Source organism: Chryseobacterium defluvii (assembly GCF_003634775.1).
GTDB classification, from domain to species: Bacteria; Bacteroidota; Bacteroidia; order Flavobacteriales; family Weeksellaceae; genus Chryseobacterium; species Chryseobacterium defluvii.
The window spans coordinates 542,895-564,317 of record NZ_RBXB01000002.1; the positions used below are offsets into that span (position 1 = coordinate 542,895).

General features: G+C 38.2%; 20 protein-coding genes. 8 read left to right on the forward strand and 12 right to left on the reverse strand.

The genetic code is table 11. The features are described from left to right. Positions 1-21 precede the first annotated feature (21 nt). The 6 genes from BCF58_RS09235 (at position 22) to BCF58_RS09260 (ending at position 5,401) form a co-directional block, all read left to right on the forward strand. Positions 22-900 carry a heme/hemin ABC transporter substrate-binding protein gene (locus BCF58_RS09235; RefSeq protein ID WP_121461507.1) on the forward strand — a complete coding sequence of 293 codons (879 nt, stop codon included), beginning with the start codon at positions 22-24 and terminating at the stop codon, positions 898-900. Next, the gene (locus tag BCF58_RS09240; RefSeq protein ID WP_121461508.1) at positions 884-1,924 is read left to right on the forward strand and encodes a FecCD family ABC transporter permease; all 1,041 of its coding nucleotides are present in this window, start codon (positions 884-886) and stop codon (positions 1,922-1,924) included. Before BCF58_RS09235 ends, BCF58_RS09240 begins: the two co-directional genes overlap by 17 nt. Next, a complete protein-coding gene (locus BCF58_RS09245) occupies positions 1,924-2,694 on the forward strand; it encodes a heme ABC transporter ATP-binding protein (RefSeq protein WP_121461509.1) in 771 nt (256 codons plus the stop codon). Before BCF58_RS09240 ends, BCF58_RS09245 begins: the two co-directional genes overlap by 1 nt. 2 nt (positions 2,695-2,696) lie before the next feature. Next, positions 2,697-3,347 carry a class I SAM-dependent methyltransferase gene (locus BCF58_RS09250; protein WP_121461510.1) on the forward strand — a complete coding sequence of 217 codons (651 nt, stop codon included), beginning with the start codon at positions 2,697-2,699 and terminating at the stop codon, positions 3,345-3,347. A gap of 4 nt (positions 3,348-3,351) precedes the next feature. Continuing rightward, positions 3,352-4,380 carry a hemin-degrading factor gene (locus BCF58_RS09255; protein ID WP_121461511.1) on the forward strand — a complete coding sequence of 343 codons (1,029 nt, stop codon included), beginning with the start codon at positions 3,352-3,354 and terminating at the stop codon, positions 4,378-4,380. 148 nt (positions 4,381-4,528) lie between these two features. Next, on the forward strand, positions 4,529-5,401 hold the full coding sequence (locus tag BCF58_RS09260) for a ChaN family lipoprotein (RefSeq protein WP_121462022.1): 873 nt from the start codon (positions 4,529-4,531) through the stop codon (positions 5,399-5,401). Positions 5,402-5,467: 66 nt separating this feature from the next. Here the strand turns inward: BCF58_RS09260 and BCF58_RS09265 are convergent, their stop codons facing one another. Next, entirely contained in the window at positions 5,468-9,925 is a 4,458-nt protein-coding gene (locus BCF58_RS09265; protein WP_121461512.1) for a fibronectin type III domain-containing protein, read from the reverse strand. A 265-nt stretch (positions 9,926-10,190) separates the two neighbouring features. Here BCF58_RS09265 and BCF58_RS09270 point away from each other — a divergent pair, with 265 nt between their 5' ends. Beyond that, positions 10,191-10,808, forward strand: a complete 618-nt coding sequence (locus BCF58_RS09270) for a peptide deformylase (RefSeq protein ID WP_121461513.1) — start codon at positions 10,191-10,193, stop codon at positions 10,806-10,808. A 34-nt stretch (positions 10,809-10,842) separates the two neighbouring features. Here BCF58_RS09270 and BCF58_RS09275 read toward each other — a convergent pair whose 3' ends face one another. After that, entirely contained in the window at positions 10,843-11,118 is a 276-nt protein-coding gene (locus tag BCF58_RS09275) for a hypothetical protein (RefSeq protein ID WP_228434770.1), read from the reverse strand. Between the two features lie 98 nt (positions 11,119-11,216). Further along, positions 11,217-12,182 (reverse strand): protein-glutamine glutaminase, encoded by a 966-nt coding sequence (locus BCF58_RS09280; RefSeq protein WP_147462049.1) that lies wholly within the window; start codon positions 12,180-12,182, stop codon positions 11,217-11,219. A gap of 324 nt (positions 12,183-12,506) precedes the next feature. Between BCF58_RS09280 and BCF58_RS09285 the strand changes: the two genes are divergently transcribed. Then, on the forward strand, positions 12,507-13,259 hold the full coding sequence (locus tag BCF58_RS09285) for an SDR family oxidoreductase (RefSeq protein WP_121461516.1): 753 nt from the start codon (positions 12,507-12,509) through the stop codon (positions 13,257-13,259). 99 nt (positions 13,260-13,358) lie between these two features. Here the strand turns inward: BCF58_RS09285 and lipB are convergent, their stop codons facing one another. From lipB to BCF58_RS09330, 9 genes are all read right to left on the reverse strand, one after another. Then, on the reverse strand, positions 13,359-14,087 hold the full coding sequence (lipB, locus tag BCF58_RS09290) for a lipoyl(octanoyl) transferase LipB (protein WP_121461517.1): 729 nt from the start codon (positions 14,085-14,087) through the stop codon (positions 13,359-13,361). Positions 14,088-14,167: 80 nt separating this feature from the next. Further along, positions 14,168-14,902 (reverse strand): tryptophan synthase subunit alpha, encoded by a 735-nt coding sequence (gene trpA, locus BCF58_RS09295; protein WP_121461518.1) that lies wholly within the window; start codon positions 14,900-14,902, stop codon positions 14,168-14,170. Between the two features lie 67 nt (positions 14,903-14,969). Further along, positions 14,970-16,157 carry a tryptophan synthase subunit beta gene (trpB, locus tag BCF58_RS09300; protein WP_121461519.1) on the reverse strand — a complete coding sequence of 396 codons (1,188 nt, stop codon included), beginning with the start codon at positions 16,155-16,157 and terminating at the stop codon, positions 14,970-14,972. Next, positions 16,144-16,794 (reverse strand): phosphoribosylanthranilate isomerase, encoded by a 651-nt coding sequence (locus tag BCF58_RS09305; protein WP_121461520.1) that lies wholly within the window; start codon positions 16,792-16,794, stop codon positions 16,144-16,146. Before BCF58_RS09305 ends, trpB begins: the two co-directional genes overlap by 14 nt. Before the next feature lies 1 nt (position 16,795). Beyond that, on the reverse strand, positions 16,796-17,572 hold the full coding sequence (trpC, locus tag BCF58_RS09310) for an indole-3-glycerol phosphate synthase TrpC (RefSeq protein WP_121461521.1): 777 nt from the start codon (positions 17,570-17,572) through the stop codon (positions 16,796-16,798). 52 nt (positions 17,573-17,624) lie between these two features. Then, positions 17,625-17,933 (reverse strand): GIY-YIG nuclease family protein, encoded by a 309-nt coding sequence (locus BCF58_RS09315; RefSeq protein WP_121461522.1) that lies wholly within the window; start codon positions 17,931-17,933, stop codon positions 17,625-17,627. A gap of 62 nt (positions 17,934-17,995) precedes the next feature. Further along, positions 17,996-18,982 carry an anthranilate phosphoribosyltransferase gene (trpD, locus tag BCF58_RS09320; RefSeq protein ID WP_121462023.1) on the reverse strand — a complete coding sequence of 329 codons (987 nt, stop codon included), beginning with the start codon at positions 18,980-18,982 and terminating at the stop codon, positions 17,996-17,998. 113 nt (positions 18,983-19,095) lie between these two features. Continuing rightward, on the reverse strand, positions 19,096-19,665 hold the full coding sequence (locus tag BCF58_RS09325) for an anthranilate synthase component II (RefSeq protein ID WP_121461523.1): 570 nt from the start codon (positions 19,663-19,665) through the stop codon (positions 19,096-19,098). A 13-nt stretch (positions 19,666-19,678) separates the two neighbouring features. Continuing rightward, the gene (locus tag BCF58_RS09330; RefSeq protein WP_121461524.1) at positions 19,679-21,097 is read right to left on the reverse strand and encodes an anthranilate synthase component I family protein; all 1,419 of its coding nucleotides are present in this window, start codon (positions 21,095-21,097) and stop codon (positions 19,679-19,681) included. Positions 21,098-21,423: the final 326 nt, after the last annotated feature.

A 21,423-nucleotide genomic window follows, 5' to 3' on the forward strand; every position in this document is an offset into this window, starting at 1 on the left:
AATAATCTAATCAGTAATAACATGAAAAAATTCGTTGTAATAGCGTCTGTCCTTTTAGCAGTATTCTCATGCAAAAAAGCAGAAGAAACTAAAAAAGAAAACCCTGCAGAAATTACATCAGAAACTCCGAAAAGCAATCATAAGATTGTAACCCTGAGTGGCGGAATTACCGAAATCGTAAGTGCATTAGGACACGAAAAAGAAATCGTGGGAACCGATGTTACCAGTACTTATCCTGAAACATTAAAAGCTACGGCCAAAGATCTAGGTCACGTAAGATCGATGACTATTGAGCCGGTCATGGCGGTAAACCCTACTTTGATCTTAGCATCTGAAAAAGACATTAACCCGGAATTATTAGGAAAAATCAAATCTTCAGGGATCAAATCTGAGGTTTTCAAACAGGAATATTCCGTAGAAGGAACTAAAAAATTAATAGCAGACGTTGCGAAAGCAATAGGCAATACAGACTATCAGAAATTAATCGATAAGATTGATGCTGATCTGAAACAAATCCAGCCGATTGCTAAAAAACCTAAAGTATTATTCATCTACGCAAGAGGAAATATGCTGATGGTAGGGGGAAAAAACACACCGATGGAAAAGCTGATCACCATTGCAGGAGGTGAAAATGCAGTGAATGATTTTGAAGATTTCAAACCATTAACGCCTGAAGCCGTTGTAAAAGCAAATCCGGATGTATTATTCTTCTTTACAAGCGGATTACAGGGAGCCGGAGGGAATGAAGGTGCTCTTAAAATGCCTGGTGTTTCGCAGACCAATGCGGGTAAAAATAAAAGGATTATAGCCATGGACGGCGGTTTGGTTTCAGGTTTCGGACCAAGATTAGGAGAAGCTGCAGTAGGATTAAATAAATTATTAATTGAAAACACAAAGTAAACTATACTTTTATATTACTATAAGTGCCATACTGCTGATTCTTATCGCGGTATGGTCACTGAACACCGGGGTGTATGATTTTGGAGGAAAATCCCCGTTCACAATATTGTGGCAGTCTATACAGGGAGATCCTGATTTGGCTTTAAGCGACCAATATGTGATCTGGGATGTGCGTGCAGCGAGAATTATCATGGCCATTTTAATCGGAAGTATGTTGGCTGTTTCAGGAACGGGATTACAGGGACTTTTTAAAAACCCTTTAGCAACAGGGGATCTGATCGGTTTGACTTCCGGAGCTACTTTATTAGCTGCAATTGCTATTGTTTTGGGAGGACATTTCAAAGAATATCTTCCTGAAGCGGTACAGTTTTCACTGGTAAGCCTGTTTGCTTTTATAGGAGCTTTCTTATCCATGATGCTGGTGTACAGAATCTCTACAAGTGGAGGAAAAACCAATATTGTAATGATGCTTTTAACAGGAGTTGCCATTACGGCTATAGGGTTTTCCATCACTGGTTTTCTGATCTATATTTCAAAGGATGAGCAATTAAGAGATCTTACCTTTTGGAATTTGGGAAGCTTGGCGGCTGCTACCTGGACGAAGAATATTGTTTTAGCAGTAGTGCTGGTCATTTCTTACGTTATTTTACTGCCTAAAGGAAAAGCATTGAATGCGATGATGTTGGGAGAAAAAGATGCACAGCATTTGGGAATCAATGTCGAAAGATTAAAGAAGCAGATCATCATTATCACAGCATTAATGGTTGGAAGCAGTGTCGCTTTTTCAGGGACGATCGGCTTTGTAGGCCTCATTGTACCATATATTTTAAGGCTTTTATTTAAGTCCAATTATGCTTTTATCCTGCCTTTATCGGCAGTTTGTGGCAGTATTTTGTTATTGACGGCAGATACATTCAGCCGAAGCATTGTAGAGCCTTCGGAATTACCGGTCGGGATACTGACGGCATTAATGGGAGGACCGATCTTTATTGCGATTCTGGTTAAACATAAAAAATCATTGTAATGATAAAGGCGCATCAGATCAATTATAAGCATAAAGAGTTCCATATTCTGGATGGAGTAGATGTTTCGGTGGAATATGGTGAGTTTCTGGCTATTATTGGACCCAACGGAGCAGGAAAATCAAGCTTACTCAGTGTTTTGTCGAATGAAGTAAAATCTAAGCAGAAAATTCTATTTAAAAGTAAGCCTATCAACAATTGGGAAGTCAGAGAATTGTCTATGCATAAAGCTAAATTTTCCCAGCACAACAGCACCGATATTCCTCTTGACGTAAAAGATGTCGTGATGATGGGAAGATATCCTTATTTTGACGGACAGCCAAAGAAAGAAGACCATGAAGCGATGAACAATATGATGTATGAAACGGACGTATTTCATCTCAAAGACAGGGAATACAATACTTTGTCGGGTGGAGAAAAACAACGGGTACATCTTTCCCGGGTAATGGCACAATTGCAGAATGAAATTGCCCACAAACTTATTTTTCTGGATGAACCATTGAATAATTTAGATATTAAACACCAGTATAAGGCATTGGAAACTATTAAAAACTTCACGAAAAAAGCCAACAGTGCTATAGTTGTTTTACATGACCTCAATTTAGCAGCACAGTTTGCAGACAAAATTCTGTTGATGAAATCAGGGAAGGTTTCTTCCTACGGAACGCCGGAAGAAGTTTTCACGGCTGAAAATATCAGTAATGCCTACAACTTCCCGTGTACCATTTGTCCGCATCCTATTACTCATAACCCAATGATCATTTTCGGATAACCATGGAAAAAGACGAACTAAGAATACTTGCTGAAAATCTTGCCCATCCGCAAGGAGAAAAAGGCATCGAGATTGGCGAAATGATGAACGAAACCAATATCGGGATGACTTCAGAAAGCATCAAGGCCCTTCTGATAGAAGACGATGAGCATATCCTTGAAATAGGGCACGGCAATGCAGGACATTTGAAAACTATTTTAAATAAAGCTAACCATATAAAATATACCGGAATTGATATTTCCGAAACCATGCATCTGGAGGCTAAGAAACTGAACAGGGAATGGGAGCATCAGGTGGATTTTGTATTGTATGAAGGGAAGAAGCTTCCTTTTAAAGACAAAACCTTTGATAAAATAGTTACTGTCAATACAGTGTATTTCTGGGAAGAGCCAATTGCTTTTTTAAATGAAGTCCATAGAGTTTTAAAGGACAACGGAACTTTTGTTCTCACTTTTGGGCAAAAGGATTTCATGGAAAAGCTTCCTTTCACCGCTTTCAATTTTACTTTGTACAACAACAGTGAAATGGAAGAGCTTATCTCGGAAAGCGAATTCAAGAGAATGAAAATTTCTGAAAAGGAAGAAGAAGTGAAAAGCAAAACAACCAACGAAACCATCAAAAGAATCTATACAGTTTTAACCATAAAAAAATAATAGAATGAGCACATTAGTGAACGATTTAAAAGAAAAATGGGAAGCTCTGAAAGCGGAAAACCCGCATTTGAGAATAAGAAATGCCGCTACACAACTAGGCGTAAGCGAAGCAGAATTATTAGTAACGGACATAGGTGAAGGAGTAATGGCTCTGAAACCGGAATTTGCAGATATCTTGTCAGAAGTTGAACAATTAGGAAAAGTAATGGCTCTTACGCGTAATGACGAATGCGTTCATGAAAGAAAAGGAACTTACCTGAACGGAGATTTCAGCAGTCCTCATGCCCAATTGTTCGTAGGAGAAGATATTGACCTGAGAATTTTCTTACACTCATGGAAGTTTGCTTTTGCAGTAACGGAAGGAGACAAAAAAAGTCTTCAGTTCTTTGGTAAGGACGGATTGGCACTTCACAAAATCTATGTAACGAAAGAAAGCAATGCAGAAGCATTTGATGTTATTGTAGAAAAATATAAAGCAGAAGATCAAAGTCAGGCTTTTGAATTTGAAGCAGTTGTTCCGAAGCCGGAAGAAAAGCCGGATGCTGAAATTGATGTGGAAGCTTTCCAGAAAGAATGGAGAGAACTAAAAGACACCCACAATTTCTTCACGATGACCAGAAAATACGGAGTAAGCAGAACCCAGGCTTTAAGACTGGCTCCGGAAGGTTTTGCAGTGAAAATCGACAACTCAAAGGTAGTCAATGTTCTGGAAGATGCTTCCGAAAAAGATATTCCGATCATGGTATTTGTTGGGAACAGAGGGATCATCCAGATTCACACAGGACATGTGAAGAAAACACTTTGGCATCAGCAGTGGTTCAATGTAATGGATCCGGATTTCAATCTCCATTTGGATGTGACCAAAATTGCAGAAGCATGGATCGTTAAAAAACCGACGGAAGACGGAGACGTGACAGCGATAGAAGTATTTAATAAAGAAGGAGACATTATTGTTCAGTTCTTCGGGAAAAGAAAACCGGGGATTCCTGAGCTGCAGGAATGGAAAAATCTTGTAGCAGAATTAGAGAAATAATAGTTAGATGATTTTGAATGAGGCCGTTTTGCTTTGTAGGCAGGGCGGTCTTTTTACTTTTTATTTCAAAACCGGAAAATAAAGTAAATTTAATGTTTGCTTTCATTTTATAGTTTGAAAATAATAGTATTTTTATAACATGATAAGAATGAAAAATATTTTCATAGCACTATTGCTTGCAGGCTATTCCTTTTTAAATGCCCAGGAATTTAAGGCATACCAATTTTATGATCAGAAAGGAAAAGCAATATCCACTGATAAACTAATCAAAGAACTGGCGGAATATGACGTCATACTTTTTGGCGAAAACCACAATAACTCCATTAATCACTGGCTTCAGCTGAAAGTAACGGAAGCTTTGTATGCCAGAAAAAACGGACAGATTATTCTTGGAGCGGAAATGTTCGAAAGAGATAACCAATCCCAGCTGAACCAGTATTTAAAAGGGGTTTTTGATGCCAAAGCCCTGAAAGATTCAGCCCGTTTATGGAATAATTATACCACAGATTATAAGCCTTTGGTAGATTTTGCAAAAGCCCAAAAACTGGATTTCATTGCGACCAATATTCCACGAAGATATGCTTCTCAGACTGCTAAGGAAGGGATTGAATCCTTGCTTGCATTAAATGAAGAGGAGAAAAAATATATAGCTCAGCTGCCTATCCAAGTAAGTCTGGAAACTCCCGGCTACAAAGAAATGAAAGCCATGATGGGAGATCATGCTGAAGGGACAAAAGTGATGAATTTCATTTCGGCACAGGCTACAAAAGATGCAACGATGGCAGAATCCATCCTGAAAAACATTCAGGAAGGTAAAACTTTTATTCATTACAACGGAAATTATCACAGCAAAGAATTCGGTGGAATTTATTGGTATCTCAAACAAAAGAATCCTCACCTGAAAATAGCAGTGATCTCTGTTTTTGAAACTGAAAACCCGGATTTAAAAATCCCTCAAAAAGATTACGTTCCTACGAATTTCAACCTGATTATTCCATCAGATATGACGAAAACCTACTAATAATATTACAAGCCTATAAAAACAAAAAAAGCTCCCGTTTTTGAGAGCTTTTTTGTTTTGAATGAATTATTCTTTAATGAATTTCTTCTGAATATTGCCTTTTACATCTTCAATATCAATGATGTAGACACCATTGATGAGCTGGCTCACATTGATCTGGTTGTTCAGGAGAACTCCGCTGGAAATAAGGCGTCCTGTTGAGCTGTATATTTTATATCCAGCTTTACTGCTGATATTCTTCACATGCAATATTGAGCTTACCGGGTTAGGGTAGATCATAATATCATCCTGGTTCAGAGAATTCGGAACAGGTAACTTAGAAATCCTTACGGTGTAATCCTCTACTTCTCCATATGGGAAGCTTGTACAGTTCACCGGAATACCTCCTTTTTGCATTGCTACTCTCATCACTACATATTTGTAATCTGTCATACTTACAAATGCATTAGCCGGTACACTGAATGTTCCTGTGACAGGAGTTGTTGTATTCGGACCTGTAGCAATGATTCTTTCATTAGGATCAAAAGTACCACTTCTGTCAAAGTCGATCCATACCGCAACACCAGCCTCATTGGTTGTGGTTTTCTCTATCGTGATCTGGTTTCCTGTAGATCCCTGGATCAGTTCAATGAAAGTGGCAGGGTTACCTGAATAATCAGTGTAATTGGAAGCTCCCGAAGCATTCTCCATATTAGGTTTGCCGTTTGGCTTCACCGTCACTTTTGAAATATAATCTGTCGCTGAATTCTGTGAAGACATCTGACAATAGATCACCGTAGGGGTTGTGAAGAAATACAGTTTTGTGAATTCGGCAACAGTACCATTACAAACATTCGCTACCTGCATTTCATACTTTGTTAATTCAAGAAGGTTAGTCAGTGTATAGGTATTCGTTGGAACGGCTATTGTAGTCCAGCTCGGAATACCCACTTTTCTATATCTTAAGACATAGGTTGCCCCCGGGAAAGGATCCCAAACCACAACAGCGGATGTTGGAGTAAGAGTCGTAATCGTTAATCCGGGAGGCGGCAATTCACATGTTCTTTCCGTTGTAAATACTTTAGGATTCGACCATGGATTGATCGTTGTCTCACCGTTACAAATATTGGCGATCTGAACTTCATACGTAGTGTACGGAGATAATCCCGGAAGAGTATAGGTATTGGCCGGTGGTGCCGGTAAGTTGACCTGAATCCATGTTGTTGTTCCCACTACCCTGTATCTCATCACATAGGTGGAGCTCGCTGCAAGCGGAGTCCAGGTGATCTGAGCTGAGTTCGTGGTGATGTTACTGATCGAAACACTTGGTGGTGTAGGATCACATCTGGTGGTAAAGGTCTTGATGGCAGTCGGAGCTCCAGGGGTATTTCCACATACCGCTGAAACCTGTACCTCATAAGTTGTTGCAGGCGTTAAACCTGTTAATGTCAACGGAACATTTCCTAAAAGGGTAGATGCATATACATCCGTCCATGCAGTAGTACCCTGTACTCTGTATTGTACCAGATACGTGATATTATTCGCAGCACCTGTAATATTAACAATTGCTGAGTTATGCGTAATGGTATTGAATGTAGGTGCATTAGGAGTCGTGTTGGCACACGGTCTTAATTTCACCGCATAATCCTCTACCTCTCCATTTAAAGCATTCTGACACATTACCGGAGAGCTGGTACGTTTCAGCACTACTCTCATTGTGGTTGTAAGCGGTCCGTTATAAGCCGTGGTCGGTACATTAAACAATGCTGTTACAGGAGATGTGGTGCTTGCTGCGGAGTTTAAGATCTGCTCAGTAGTTTCAAATACCCCGTTCCTGTTAAAGTCGATCCATGCAGATACCGCATCATTATAAGTCGATCCTGTCCAGCCTTTGGCAACAGAAATCTTATTGCCGTTAGATCCGATATCTAATGTGATAAGGGTGGCAGGAGTGGTATAGCTGATATAATTAGTCTGTACGGAGGTATTACTCATTGGCGGAATACCCGGATTTACAGGAGTAATGGTCACATTGGAGATATGGTCATTGGTTCCTGTACCTGTCATTGGACAATAGGTAATAGGGGTGGTGGTAAATGTTGTAGAAGTAGACCAAGGTCCCTGAGTTCCACCACATACGGTAGCCACCTGTACTTCATAAGCCGTTTGTTCTGTAAGACCTGTAATGTTATAACTGTTCGTTGTTACAAGAGGTGAAGTAACCCATGCACCAACCGGTGAAGTGGTTCTCCATCTTACATAATAAGTAGCACCGGTAGCTCCCATCCATGAAACAGTAGCAGCAGTGGCAGCAATATTACTCATGGTAATCCCTGTTGGTGCTGCAGTAGTACATGCAGGAATATCTACAAATTTAACCTGATAGTCTTCTACTTCCCCGTTGCTGGTAAGATTGGCACAGGCATCAGCCGGCGTAGATAAATATACAATAACACGCATTTTCAGCTTGTTGGTTCCCATATAAGCATTGGCAGGAACAGCGAAAGTAGCGGTTACAGGAGTCGTATTGGAATACCCTAAATTCATAATTCTTTCACCTCCAGGAGTTGTAGAAGGGATATTGTTGAAAATCCCGTCCCCGTTAAAGTCGATCCAGGCATTGGTAGAATAGGTGCTGGAAAGGATAGTTCTTCCCACAGAAAGTACATTTCCTGTGGTATTACGTCCTAAAGTGATAAGCTTAGCAGGATCATTGGAATAATCCGTATAAGTACTCTCATTAGAATTATTGCTCATGATTGGCGTATTCACACCGGTCATGGTAACATTATTGATGTAGCCGTTTGTAACGGTAGCAGTACCTGTATTACAATAGCTAATAGCCGGAGTGGTAAAGTTGGTGGATGCTGAGAATGGCCCCTGGGTTCCACCACAGATAGTGGAAACCTGTACTTCATATTGAGTATTTCCATTCAGGTTTGAAATTGTATATGGATTAGCAGCAGGGTTTATGGTAATCCATGTAGGAGAACCAATCTGTCTGTATCTTAATACATAAGTAGCATTTGCAGTTACAGTCCATGAAACAGTGGCTGTTGAAGAGGTCAGATTGGAAATATTGATATTAGTTGGCGGAGCCGTGGTACATGGTTGTAAATCAATAGCTTCAAACTGTATTCTTGGAATGGTGGAATATCTGCTGGTGGCTGTCGGTGGACTTGTCGGGTCAGGATTATTAGAGGTGTTGTAATACAACATTCCTCTGTTGGTACCCGCTGTATAACTTCCCCATTGGGCAGTACATGATGTACCTGCGGTGTTTTCATCAACAGCAACCACAATATTGCTTGTGCCATTCCACAAGAAAGGAGTCGTTAATAAAAGTTCTACCCAGTTACCATTTGTCATCGTAGGCACTGTGTCTGAATATACCTGCGTTAAGGATGAGACAGGAATCCAGCTGGTAGTGGTAGGGAAATTAGCTTGTGTAGTATTTCCCATATACACCGTCCAGTTATTATAATTAGCCTGAGTGGCTGCTGTGGATGATACATAAAATCTGATTTTGGTAATATAATGATTGGAACCTACTGCACCGGCAACTTCAGCCGCTGTATATATTTGTTGAGAATAATTATATCCTGAGCAGGAATACATAGGAAGATTAGCCAAAGTAGCAGTACCTGAACCTATTTGTCCTGGCGTGAATGAAGGACCGGCTATCCAGGCTGTTTTATCTGTTGGAGAGCATACGGATCTCACCCACCAGTAATAGGTAGTTCCTGACACCAGGGGAGTCAGGTTTGCTGTAGTTGCTGCCGTTGGTGTACCCACTGTTGCTGCCGTAGGGGCTACTCCGGTCGTATTGTAATAATACTCATATCCATTGGCAGGAGCTGGTGCCGGTGCAGCCCAGTTGATAGTAGCTGAATTAGGCGCAAGATTGGTAACGGGTAATGTAGTAGGTTCAAAACAGGTAGGAGCTTCCATTACCTTTACCTCATCCAGCAAAACATCATCATAAAAATAACCATTACCTGCAGCGTCTTTATCTACTATAAACTTCAATTGGATAGTAGTTCCTATGTAGGTGGCAGCTAAAGGTATTCCTACGGTCCTCCATTCAGAATCATTGGTATCGTTAGAGAAGATCTGAACCCATCCGTTTCCGTCATTTATAAGTACCTTCAAGACATTGTTGTCATAAGGAGGAAGTGTACCTGTCGCGGAAGTCAGATGGTTTTTAAACCATTCAAATTCAACATACGGAACTGTTAAACCCGTTAAGTTAATCTGTGGAGTAGTAAGCTCAACATTATGAAGGTTAGCATACGGTGAACTGGCATCTACCCAGGCAAAAGTACCTGCAGGTTTTCCACCGTTACCGGTAGCTCCGTAGCCGGCAGAACCGGAAAATTTCCAAATAGCGGTGGCACTGGTAGATGAAGGGTTGGTATTCGTCCAGCAAGCGGGTAAAGCTCCTGAACTGAAAGATTGCGAGAACGGAACCGTAGCAACGGGACAGGTTTGCGCAAAAATGAGCCCTGTAAAGGCCAGTACTAGAAAAAGTAAAATTTTCTTCATACAGTATAAAGTTTAGTTTAATTTCTCAAAAAATCACTTCTTAGTTAATTTTTTTTATGTAAAAATTGAATCGGTAAGTTAATTAAACTGTTTTGATGGTGCAACTTAGATTTACTTTTTATAATTTTTTATAATTATGTTTAAAATTTTAATAAAATTTTAACCTGTTTTGTTGGTTTTTTTAAAATAAATTTATTATACAACGCATAAAGCTTGACGGGTAGGTTATTCTTTTACATCTTATATTTGTATCATTGGATTGCTTATGAAAAAAATATTTTTATTTTTAATTTTATCAGTTAATTGGATCTTTGCTCAGGAATTAACTCCTAAGGAGCTTTCCATTATCAATCAGGGTGATATTAATTCCGCTTTGCCTATTTACCAGATTACCGAGCCTGATCAGCATAAAACATTATTAAATCTTTCCACGGAAATTGACCCCCTGGATCCTCATACGGCTGCTTTGGTTAAAAGGATGAAGCTTTCTCTCCTTTCAACGGATGGAGGTGTGGGCATTGCTGCTCCGCAGGTGGGGATCAACAGAAAAGTAATCTGGGTTCAGCGTTTTGATAAAGAAAATACACCGTTGGAATATTTCATTAATCCGGTTATTGTATGGAGATCGGAAATACAGAACTTAGGACCGGAAGGAGACTTGTCTATTCCTGATTTCAGGGACCAGTTTTATAGAAGTAAAGTCATTCAGCTGGAGTATGTGGATTTGAAAGGACAGAAATATTCAGAAATTGTAGAAGGGTTTACCGCAGTAATTTTCCAGCATGAGATAGACCATCTTTTCGGAATTCTGATTTCCGATAAAAAGGAAAAAGAGAAAAACGATGCTTATCAAAAAGTAGATGCTTTTCAGAAGGATAAATAAAGGTAAAACAGGCTATCACAAGGATAGCCTGTTTTTATTTTATCTCATTCACCTGCCTTATAATATTCGTATTATTTTCAATACCTATATTAAAAGCTTTTCCTTCTTTAGCACTCTGATTAAGCTTTTCCAAAAGGATTTGATAATCGGGATCTTTTTTTGACAGGTAAAAAACCTGCTGACTTATTCCTATAGTCACCCGCTGAAATTTTTCCGGGTTTTCCGGATCTTCAGTAACCTGGTTGATGGTTGAATTATTATACCAGGTTAAATTCTGTGAGTTGGGATTATGGGAACAAGATGTGATCATAAAGAATATTATATAAATCCATGCTTTCATAAAGAATAGTATTTAATATGCAGCTCTTGCAATTTACCTATAAATATACAGGAGCTGCATATGATATATTAAGAGATTCCTCCGCAGTGTGATACGCTTGGAGCCGGTGTCGGAGAACAGCCGGAAAGTGATGAGAACGTTGTCAGTACACAATTGGTATTGATGTAACTGTTATCATACAAATAAGATCCGGTTGAGCTTCTGTAATAAATATTTCCTGCTGTATTGGCATAAGAAGAAGAGGATGCAGTTCCGCAAGAGGTATTTACACACGCATTTCTCCAGGTAGTTTCAGTAACAGGCCCGTTAGGAAACAGGGACGGATCAATAATTCTTTTTTCAGTAACTCCGGAAGCATTTTTATAGCTCACCAAAATGGCTACGTGATAATTCCATGATACACAGCAAGAACCGGTAGAGGCTTTTAGATTTCCATAGATAAACTGTTTTTCACAATCATATCCATTGTTCACAAGGATTTGTCTCATTTTGTGAGCTCTTGCGTAGCAACCGTCTACAGCATATCTGAATGTAATACACGGAGAAGAAGCTGTTGAAGTTCCGCACGACTGGTTTTTAATTTGAGTAAACATATTGTTTAAAGTAGTTACATTGGGAAGTACACTCGTCAATTTGTTAAGTTCCGGTTTTTCTTCCTTGGTCAGGATAGACCTAAAGTATTTAACATCTTCCTCAGTTCCTTTTTCCACCTTCACGATTTCATTGCTGTTAAGCTTCATAAAAACATGAATAGGAGACTCATTCTGTATAGCCTGCCTGATCAGGCTGATGTACTCTTCATTTTCTTTGCTTGGCTTAATTTCGTAGAATTGGGCACTAAGGATGAAAGAAACTTTCAACGTTCCGTTTTCTTCATTAATTCCCACAGGAACCGTTTTTCCGAAGTCCCTTGCGGCAACATGGTTACTGGTGTTTTCTTTTCCAACTACATCTTGATTGGTAGCGGAGTCTGAGCAGGCATTTGACGACAGTAAAGTCAAAAATACCACCATTGATAAGAATAGTTTTTTCATGATTTTTAAGATTTAATGGTTTGGTGTTTTATATGAATTATAGTTTTTATAAATAATATTTTTAATATTTCCCGTATTGGTGATATGAAATTAAGAAAAACTCAAATGCTAACCAAACAAATTTTATAAAAAAAATATTTTTTTTTCTTCTAACACATTGAAATTCTTTGTTTAAAGGAAAAACGCGACATAAAATATCCCTTTAAAGGGAAAAATGGAATCATCGCATATAAAAAATATAAAAAATCATAAGTCCGCAAGATTCGGATTTTTTTAGAGAGACCCGATGCTCATTTTTGCAAGAAGATATTAAAACAAGAAATAATGCAAAGATTTAAAAACAAATTCGCTTTAATTACAGGCGGAACCAATGGAATGGGTTGGGCAACCGCACAACAATTCATTCATGAAGGTGGAAAAGTCATTATTACCGGAAGGAGGGAAGAAACAGTAAATAAAGCATTGAAGACATTAGGGAAAAATGCTTTTGGGATTGTATCGGATGCGGGAAGTATGAAAGATCTGATGAACCTGCAGAGTGAGGTCAGAAAATATGCCCAAAACATAGATTTGGTTTTTGCCAATGCTGGTTATGGAAAGTTTGCCCCTATTGAAAATGTTGATGAAAACGGATTTGATGAGCTCTTTAATCTATTAGTAAAAGGTCCTTTTTTTACGGTTCAGCAAATGTTGCCTCTGATGCAAAAGGGAAGTTCCGTTATTTTCAATACTTCTGTTGCTACAGACATTGCAATGCCCAACTTTTCGATCTATTCTGCGGCAAAATCAGCAGTACAGTCTTTCATCAAAACTTTTGCTGCGGAATTAACGGAAAGAGGAATTCGTGTGAATGGCATCAGTCCCGGACACATCAAAACCAATATTTTTAATAACACAGGTCTGAATGTTGAGCAGATTGAAAATGCGGTTGAACAAATTATCCCTACTATTCCTTTTAAAAGATTGGGTGAACCTTCAGAAATTGCCAGTACAGTACTTTTCTTGGCCTCAGAAGAAGCATCTTATATTCATGGTGTTGAATTGAAGGTGGATGCAGGGATTTCTGTGATAAGGTAGAGTAAAAAAAATTATCATTCCGTTGGAATCTACACTATTTTATTTAACGTTGCCCAGATTCCTGCGGAATGATAATTTAATGATAAATATATTGTGATTTTATCTATTCACAAGCTCTGCTCCGAAAACATCCACAAAATGCTTTCTGATACTTGCTTTTACATTTTCAAATTCTTCAGGAGTAAGCTCTCTTTCCAGTTCTCTTTTCAAGGAAGTTACCTGCTTATCTTTGATTCCGCAGGGAATAATGTATTCGAAATAGCGCATATCTGTATTCACATTCAATGCAAAACCGTGTAACGTTACCCAACGGGAAGCTTTTACGCCCATAGCGCATATTTTTCTGGCATAAGGTTTTCCTACATCCAGCCAAACCCCGGTTTCACCTTGTGAGCGTTCTCCTTTCAACCCGAAGTCACCAATGGTTCTGATGATCACTTCTTCCAGGTTTCTCATATATAAGTGAATGTCTGTAAAGAAATTTTCAAGGTCTAAAACAGGATAGCCGACTATTTGCCCATATCCATGGTACGTAATATCCCCACCACGGTTGGTTTTCACGAAAGTGGCATCAATCTCTTTTAATTGGTCGATTCCAGCTAACATATTTTCTTCATGTCCGCTTTTTCCTAATGTATAAACATGAGGATGCTCTACCAAAAGCAAATGATTCGGAGTGATGAGGTGCTGTTCGGCAGGAAGGTCACGGTTTTTTATTTTGGTATCAATAATATCTTTCATCAGGCTTTCCTGATAATCCCAAGCGGACTGATATTCTTTTATGCCTAAATCTTCAAATTCTACTACTTTATTCTGATGTGTATTCATATGTCTACGTCTATCTTCTTTTAAAGGCCATATGGAATCGCGATTTCATACCCTGTATTGATGTACAAATTTACTGAATTTTATCCTTTTATGGAATTGAGAAAATCTATGGCGCTCTTCCTCCAATCTTTATCTTCCAGTAGTATGTTTACGAAAGCCGTTCCAATGATCCCTCCGTCTGCTTTTTCAGTTACATTTTCAAAATCTTCTTTTGATTTGATACCGAAACCGATCATCAGAGGGTTTTTAAGAGGAAGAGAAGCCAGTTTTGAAAGATAGTCTTCATTTTTCAAAACAGCATTTTGAGTTCCCGTTGTGGATGAAGAACTTACTGCATATAAAAACCCCGAACTTAGAGAGTCAAGATATACCATTCTTTCATCTGATGTTTCAGGGGTTACCAGAAAAGTGAAATTAAGCTTATATTTTGCTAAGATTTCCCGGTAATTTTTTTCAAACTCAATAGGAGGTAAGTCCGGAATGATTAATCCGGAAACTCCGCTTTCCGAACATTCTCTACAAAAGTTTTCAAATCCGAAACTTAAAACGGGATTGATGTACCCCATTAAAATAACGGGAATTTTTATTTCGTTTTTAATGGATTTTAACTGGGAAAAAAGCTTTTCAATGGTCATTCCGTTTTTCAAAGCCAGCTCATGGGCATGCTGAATGACCGGACCGTCGGCTACAGGATCGGAATAGGGCATTCCGATTTCCATCATATCCGCACCGGAATCCTGAATAAGTTTGATTATTTCAACGGTATCTTCCAATTGGGGGATCCCCGCCGTGAAATATATATTTAGTTTTTTCATTTATTTTAGATGTTAGACGTTAAAGATTAGAGGTTAGATGAGAGTTTTGGAACTCATCACTATTAACTTATAATTCATAACTCTTCAAATACGTTTCCATATCCTTATCACCCCGCCCACTCAGGCAGATCACCACAATATCATTTTCATTGAACCTTTTTTTGTCTAAAACAGCTAATGCATGGGCGCTTTCCAATGCGGGAATAATTCCTTCCAACTTTGTCAGCTCAAAAGCAGATTGTAGTGCTTCATCATCATTAATGCTGAAAAACTCTGCCCGTTTCTCTTTAAACAGATGCGCATGAAACGGCCCGATTCCCGGGTAATCCAATCCTGCGGAAATAGAGTGGGGCTCAATAACCTGTCCGTCTTTTGTCTGCATCACAAGGCTTTTACTTCCGTGTAAAACACCCAATGTACCCAAAAAAGTTGTGGCAGCCGATTTTCCTGATTCAATGCCATGTCCTCCTGCTTCTGCGGCAATGATTTTAACCTCTTCTTCCTCTACAAAATGATAGAAAGTTCCTGCTGCATTGCTTCCGCCGCCAACACAGGCAATCACATAATCAGGGTTTTGTCTTCCGGTTTGTTCTTTCAGCTGTTCTTTAATTTCTTTTGAAATAATGCTTTGAAATCTGGCCACCAGATCAGGAAAAGGATGTGGACCAACTACACTTCCAATGACGTAGTGGGTGGTGACAGGGTTGTTGATCCAGTCTCTTAATGCTTCATTCACAGCGTCTTTCAATGTTTTTGAGCCTGAAGTTGCTGCAATCACTTTGGCGCCGAGCATTTTCATTCTTGCCACATTCGGAGCCTGCCGTTGAATATCGATTTCACCCATATAGACAATGCACTCCAAACCTAATAAGGCGCAGGCTGTAGCAGTGGCAACACCGTGTTGTCCGGCTCCGGTTTCTGCAATAATTCTGGTTTTACCGAGACGTTTGGCCAATAAAACCTGTCCGAGAGCATTATTGATTTTATGGGCTCCGGTATGATTGAGGTCTTCTCTTTTTAAATAGATACGGGTATTATACTTTTTACTTACATTTTCAGCATAATAAAGTGGAGTAGCACGTCCCACATAATTTTTCAATAAAAACTGATACTCTTTCTGAAAATCTTCAGATTCTATGATTTCGAGATAATTTTTTTGTAATTCTTCTACATTCGGATAAAGCATTTCGGGGATGAAGGCTCCTCCAAACTCTCCATAATATCCGTTTTCATCAGGATTTTTATAATTTTTCATATAATCTTTTTATTTTTTCAAGGTCTTTAACCCCTGCTTTCATTTCAAATTTTGAATTGATATCTAATGCAAAAGGCTGCTTTTTTATCATTTTTACATTTTCAATAGCATCTTCTGATATTCCACCGCTTAAAAAATAAGGAAGTGGAATTTCTATTTTCTCCAGCAAGCTCCAGTCAAACTGTTTTCCTGTTCCGCCAAATGAGAGACTATCCGTATCAAATAAAATATAGGAAATATCATTTTGGATGGCGTGAACCGAAGTGTAAAATTTTTCCACATTAAAGTCTTCTCCAATCCTGAAAACTTTAATAATTCCGACTTTCGGGTTTAGTTTTTTCCTTAATTCAGAAATAAAATCATCACTTTCATTTCCATGAAGCTGAATGAAATCTAAATTAGCTTTTTCAGCTATTTCTATTATTCTGTTGATTTTTTCATTCACAAAAACGCCAACTTTACCTCGATGGTCAATTTTGGAAATATCATCCGGATTCAGGTGGTTTAAAACAAACCTTGGCGACTTTTCATAAAAGATAAAACCAAGAAAATCGGCTTTCAGGGCAATGAGCTCTTTTACTTGTTCTAAAACTGTTAATCCGCAGACTTTTAATTGTAAGTTACTTTCTGTGCCCATTTTAAGTGATATTTTTGATGAAATCTGAAAAAGCATTTCTCGGATTTTTATTCTTCATGAAATATTCACCCATCAGAAATCCGTCAAAGCCCTGTTCTTTCAGATACCTGAAATCTTCCAGATTATAAATTCCACTTTCTGCAATGGATAAAACATTCTCAGGAAGTTGGTTTTTCAGTTGTACGGAATGCTGTAGATCTACCGTAAAATCTTTAAGATTCCTGTTATTAATTCCCACCAGATCAATCTCTGAATGACAATGTTTCAATTCTTCTTCTGTATGAATTTCCAGTAAAACTTCCAATCCTAATTCATGAGACAGAGCGGTGAATTCCTTAACCTGGGTGGGAGAAAGACAAGAAGCAATCAATAAAACAACATCTGCTCCGATACTTTTGGCTTCATAGAACTGGTACTCATCGATCATAAAATCCTTCCGGAGAATAGGGATATTGATTTGTTCTCGCACATTCAGAATATCATCAAATGAGCCTCCGAAGAAATCTTTATCCGTAAGAATTGAAATTCCGCTGGCTCCAAATGTTTGGTATGCAGAAACCACTTCTGAAGGCGAAACATTATCATTAATGATTCCTTTTGACGGAGATTGTCTTTTAAATTCGGCAATAATTCCGCTTTTATTTTTTATAGATTCCTTTAAAGAAAGGTTTTTTCTTCCGAAGAATCCCGAGTCTTTTAATTCCTCAACAGAAGCTTTCGATTGTGAAATCTTAATTTCCTCTTTTTTTCTCTCTATAATGGTGTCCAGTATTGTCATTGTGTTCTTTTAATTTTTTTCTCTTTGTCATTTCGAACAAAGTGAGAAATCTTTATTCGATCGTTTCGTTTAAAAAATTCCAATCAGGATTAAAGGTATTGATCAGGTTTTCCTTTTTTAATCTTGAATAGCCTTTGATTTGTTTCTCTCTTGAAATTGATTGTTCTATATCTTGAAAATTTTCATAATACACCAAATAAAAACATTTATACTTGGTTGTGAAATGATTATTTCCTCCTTCAGGATTTTTATGCCAATATAATCGGGATTTCAAATCATTTGTAACTCCTGTGTAAAGAACAGTTTTATTGATATTGGTTAGAATGTATACATAATAATTATGAGTTCCTAAAGTTTTCATTTAGTTTAATTTAAGATTCTTCACTTCATTGCATTTCGTTCTGAATGACAAGACTCTTACGATTATTCCAGCAAAAGCTGAAGGCTTTGTAAAGCCTTGCCACTTTCTAAACTTTCCTGGGCCCGTAAAAGACAATCATCATAGCTACCAAATTTATTGGTGCTGTGCAGAGCAACGGCAGCATTGGCTAAAACCACTGAGTTTTGCTGTTTGGTTCCTTTTCCCTGCAGGATATTTCTGAAAATTTTTGCCGTTTCATGGGAAGTGCTTCCTGCTTCTATGCTTTCCGGACTAACAGAGTCGAAACCAAGATCTTCGGAAGAGTAGATTTCTTCTCCTTTTTTAGTAATAATCTTGGTATCATGAGTCAGGCTGATCTCATCATATCCATCCATGCCGTGAACCAAGATAAAATCGCGTTCATCTTTTTGCATAAGATATTGATAGATCCTTGCAATTTCAAGATTGTAAACACCGATCATTGAGAATTTAGGTTTGGCAGGATTAACCAATGGACCTAACAAATTGAAAAAAGTTCTTAAACCCAATGATCTTCGTAATGCACCGACAGATTGAAGAGCGGGATGAAAATAAGGCGCATGTAAAAAGCAGATATTGGCTTTTTCAAGGTCCTGATTCAGCGTATCAATATCGGTTTTGAAATTGTAGCCAAGTTCTTCCATTACATTGGAAGATCCGGTAATAGTGGATGCTCCGTAATTACCATGTTTGGTGACTTTCTGTCCTGCTCCGGCAACAATAAAACTTGCCAGGGTAGAAATATTAATAGTGTTTTTTCCGTCTCCACCTGTTCCTACAATGTCTATCGTATCATCTGCATCCAAAGTAATAGGAACTGCCATCTGCAACAAGGCTTCCCTGAAGCCTTCCAATTCTTTTAAAGTAATATTCCGCATCAGGAAAATACTGATGAAGGCTGTTACTTCAATACTATTGAATTTATTCTGCGCAATCTCAATCATGATAGCCTTAGCCTCAGATTTGGATAAGGTATGATGATTAAACAGGTACTGTAAAATTTCTTTCATTTGTGGGGTCTTTATGGTTGAGGGATCTTGTATTATGGTATTCATTTCAGTGGAGGCATTGGTTTATTAACAGAATCACATCCTAACGATGAAGGTGATCTTTCTTTATTGCTTTAGCTATGTAAGAAGTTCCGGATAATGACTTCTCCGTCGGGAGTCAGAATACTTTCAGGATGAAATTGTACGCCATGCACATCATATATTTTATGCTGCAACGCCATGATCATTCCGTCTTTATCTACTGCGGTTATTTCCAGTTCTTCCGGAAAATCTTCAGGATTTACCGCCCAACTGTGATACCTTCCGACTTCTATTCCTGAAGATAAATTTCTGAAAAGTTTAGTGTCATTTTTTACAAATTCGGCGGAAGTGGCCACACCGTGAAAAATTTCAGTGAGGTTAATCAGGCTTCCGCCAAAAGCTTCTGCAATGGCTTGCTGCCCCAAACAAACTCCCAGAATACTTTTGGTTGCCGCATATTCTTTAATGAGATCCAGTAAAATTCCGGCTTCTTCAGGAATTCCGGGACCGGGTGAAAGTATTATTTTATCATATTTTTCAATTTCCGCTAATGTGATTTCATCATTCCGAAAGACATCCACTTTCTCATTTAGAATCCTTTCTATAATCTGAACAAGGTTATAAGTGAAGCTATCGTAATTATCAAAAACTAATGTTTTCATTCTGTTTGTTATTTTAATCTATAGTTGCAGCTTTCTGGACTGCTTTTTTTAAGGCATTGAGTTTATTATTCACTTCCTGAAGCTCATTTTCCGGCTCAGATTTGGCTACTATTCCGGCTCCGGCCTGATAGTAGAGTGTATTATTTTTACTTAGGAATGTTCTGATCATAATGGCCTGGTTACATTCGCCGTTCAGTCCGATGATGCCGATGCATCCGCCATAATAGCCGCGTGAATCTTTTTCATATTTATTGATGAGCTGTAGTGCTTTATGTTTAGGGGCTCCGCTTAATGTTCCCTGAGGAAATGTAGTGGCGATCATTTCAAAAGGATTCTGGTTTTCCGGTAAATCAGCGGTTACCTCACTTACCATATGGATAACATGTGAGAAAAGCTGAATTTCTTTTAATTTGGTAACCGTAACATTTTTCCCGAGTTTTCCTAAATCATTCCGGGCCAAATCCACCAACATGGTATGTTCTGCGTTTTCTTTAGGATCTTTTTTCAGTTCCTCAATAGATTGCAGATCGGTATCGAAATGCCCCGTTCTTTTAAAAGTTCCGGCAATAGGATGGATAATGGCTTTGTTGTTCCTAATGATCAGCTGACTTTCCGGACTGGAGCCAAACAATCTGTAATTTCCATAATCGAAAAAGAATAAATAAGGGGAAGGATTGATGTTTCTTAACGCACGGTAAACATTGAACTCATCACCCTGAAATTTTTGCTCAAACCTCCTGCTTAAAACCAACTGGAAAACATCCCCTCTCATACAATGCTTTTGGGCGGTTTTTACCAGATCAATATATTCCTCATTGGTAATATTGGAGGTTTCATCACCTACCTTTTCAAAAGGATAGATAGCGGGATTCTGGTTTTTAATCAGGCTTTCCAGTAAATACAGTTCTGACTTTACTCCCTCGATCTGATTTTCAATGATGTGCATTTCATCCGTATAATGGTTGATGGCTATAACATATTGATAGAGTCTGTATCTGAGAATAGGAATTTCAACTTCCGGGCTTTGTGCTTTGAAAGTAACGGTGTCAAAAAACTGAACTGCTTCATAACTGGTATACCCAAAAAGACTTTGGGCAGTTTCTTCTACGGGATCTTTGGTCTTTTCACAGACAAAAATACTGGAAAACTGTTCAAAAATATCTGCAACTTTATGCTCGATAATGAACTGCTTGACCGGTTCTTCTCCGGGAAATTTTACTTCGAATTCTTTGAGATTTTTAATTTCAATTCCCGCAATGGCATTGATCGCAATAAAGGAAAAATTATTGTCGATATTTTTGGAATCGGAACTTTCCAGCAGAATGGTATCCCGAAACTTATCCCGGAGTTGAAGATAAATGTTCATTGGAGTTTTCAGATCACCCAATGTTTTTTTGGAAACCGTTTTTATTTGTATTTTTTTATGGAACATTTTAGGGAGTTATTTTATATGAATTTAATAAATAAAAAAAGACTTTGACGAGTTCGTCAAAGTCCTGATATATTTTTTGTATTATTCCTGTTGTGAGTTAACAACATGACAAAAGCTTCAGACCCGACGAAGAGTTTGAAAGCCACCACCACATATTGTTGTTAATATTAAGCATGAGGCAAATGTAAATAAAATTTTTAACATACAACAACACATGCTTGAATTTATTTTTCCATTTGTTGCAGCTCCTTTTTTAGTTCTGTCACTTTCTGGTTAAAGGAAGAATAAGAATGAGGAACCAGCTTTTTTTAGTAACAAAAGCCAAT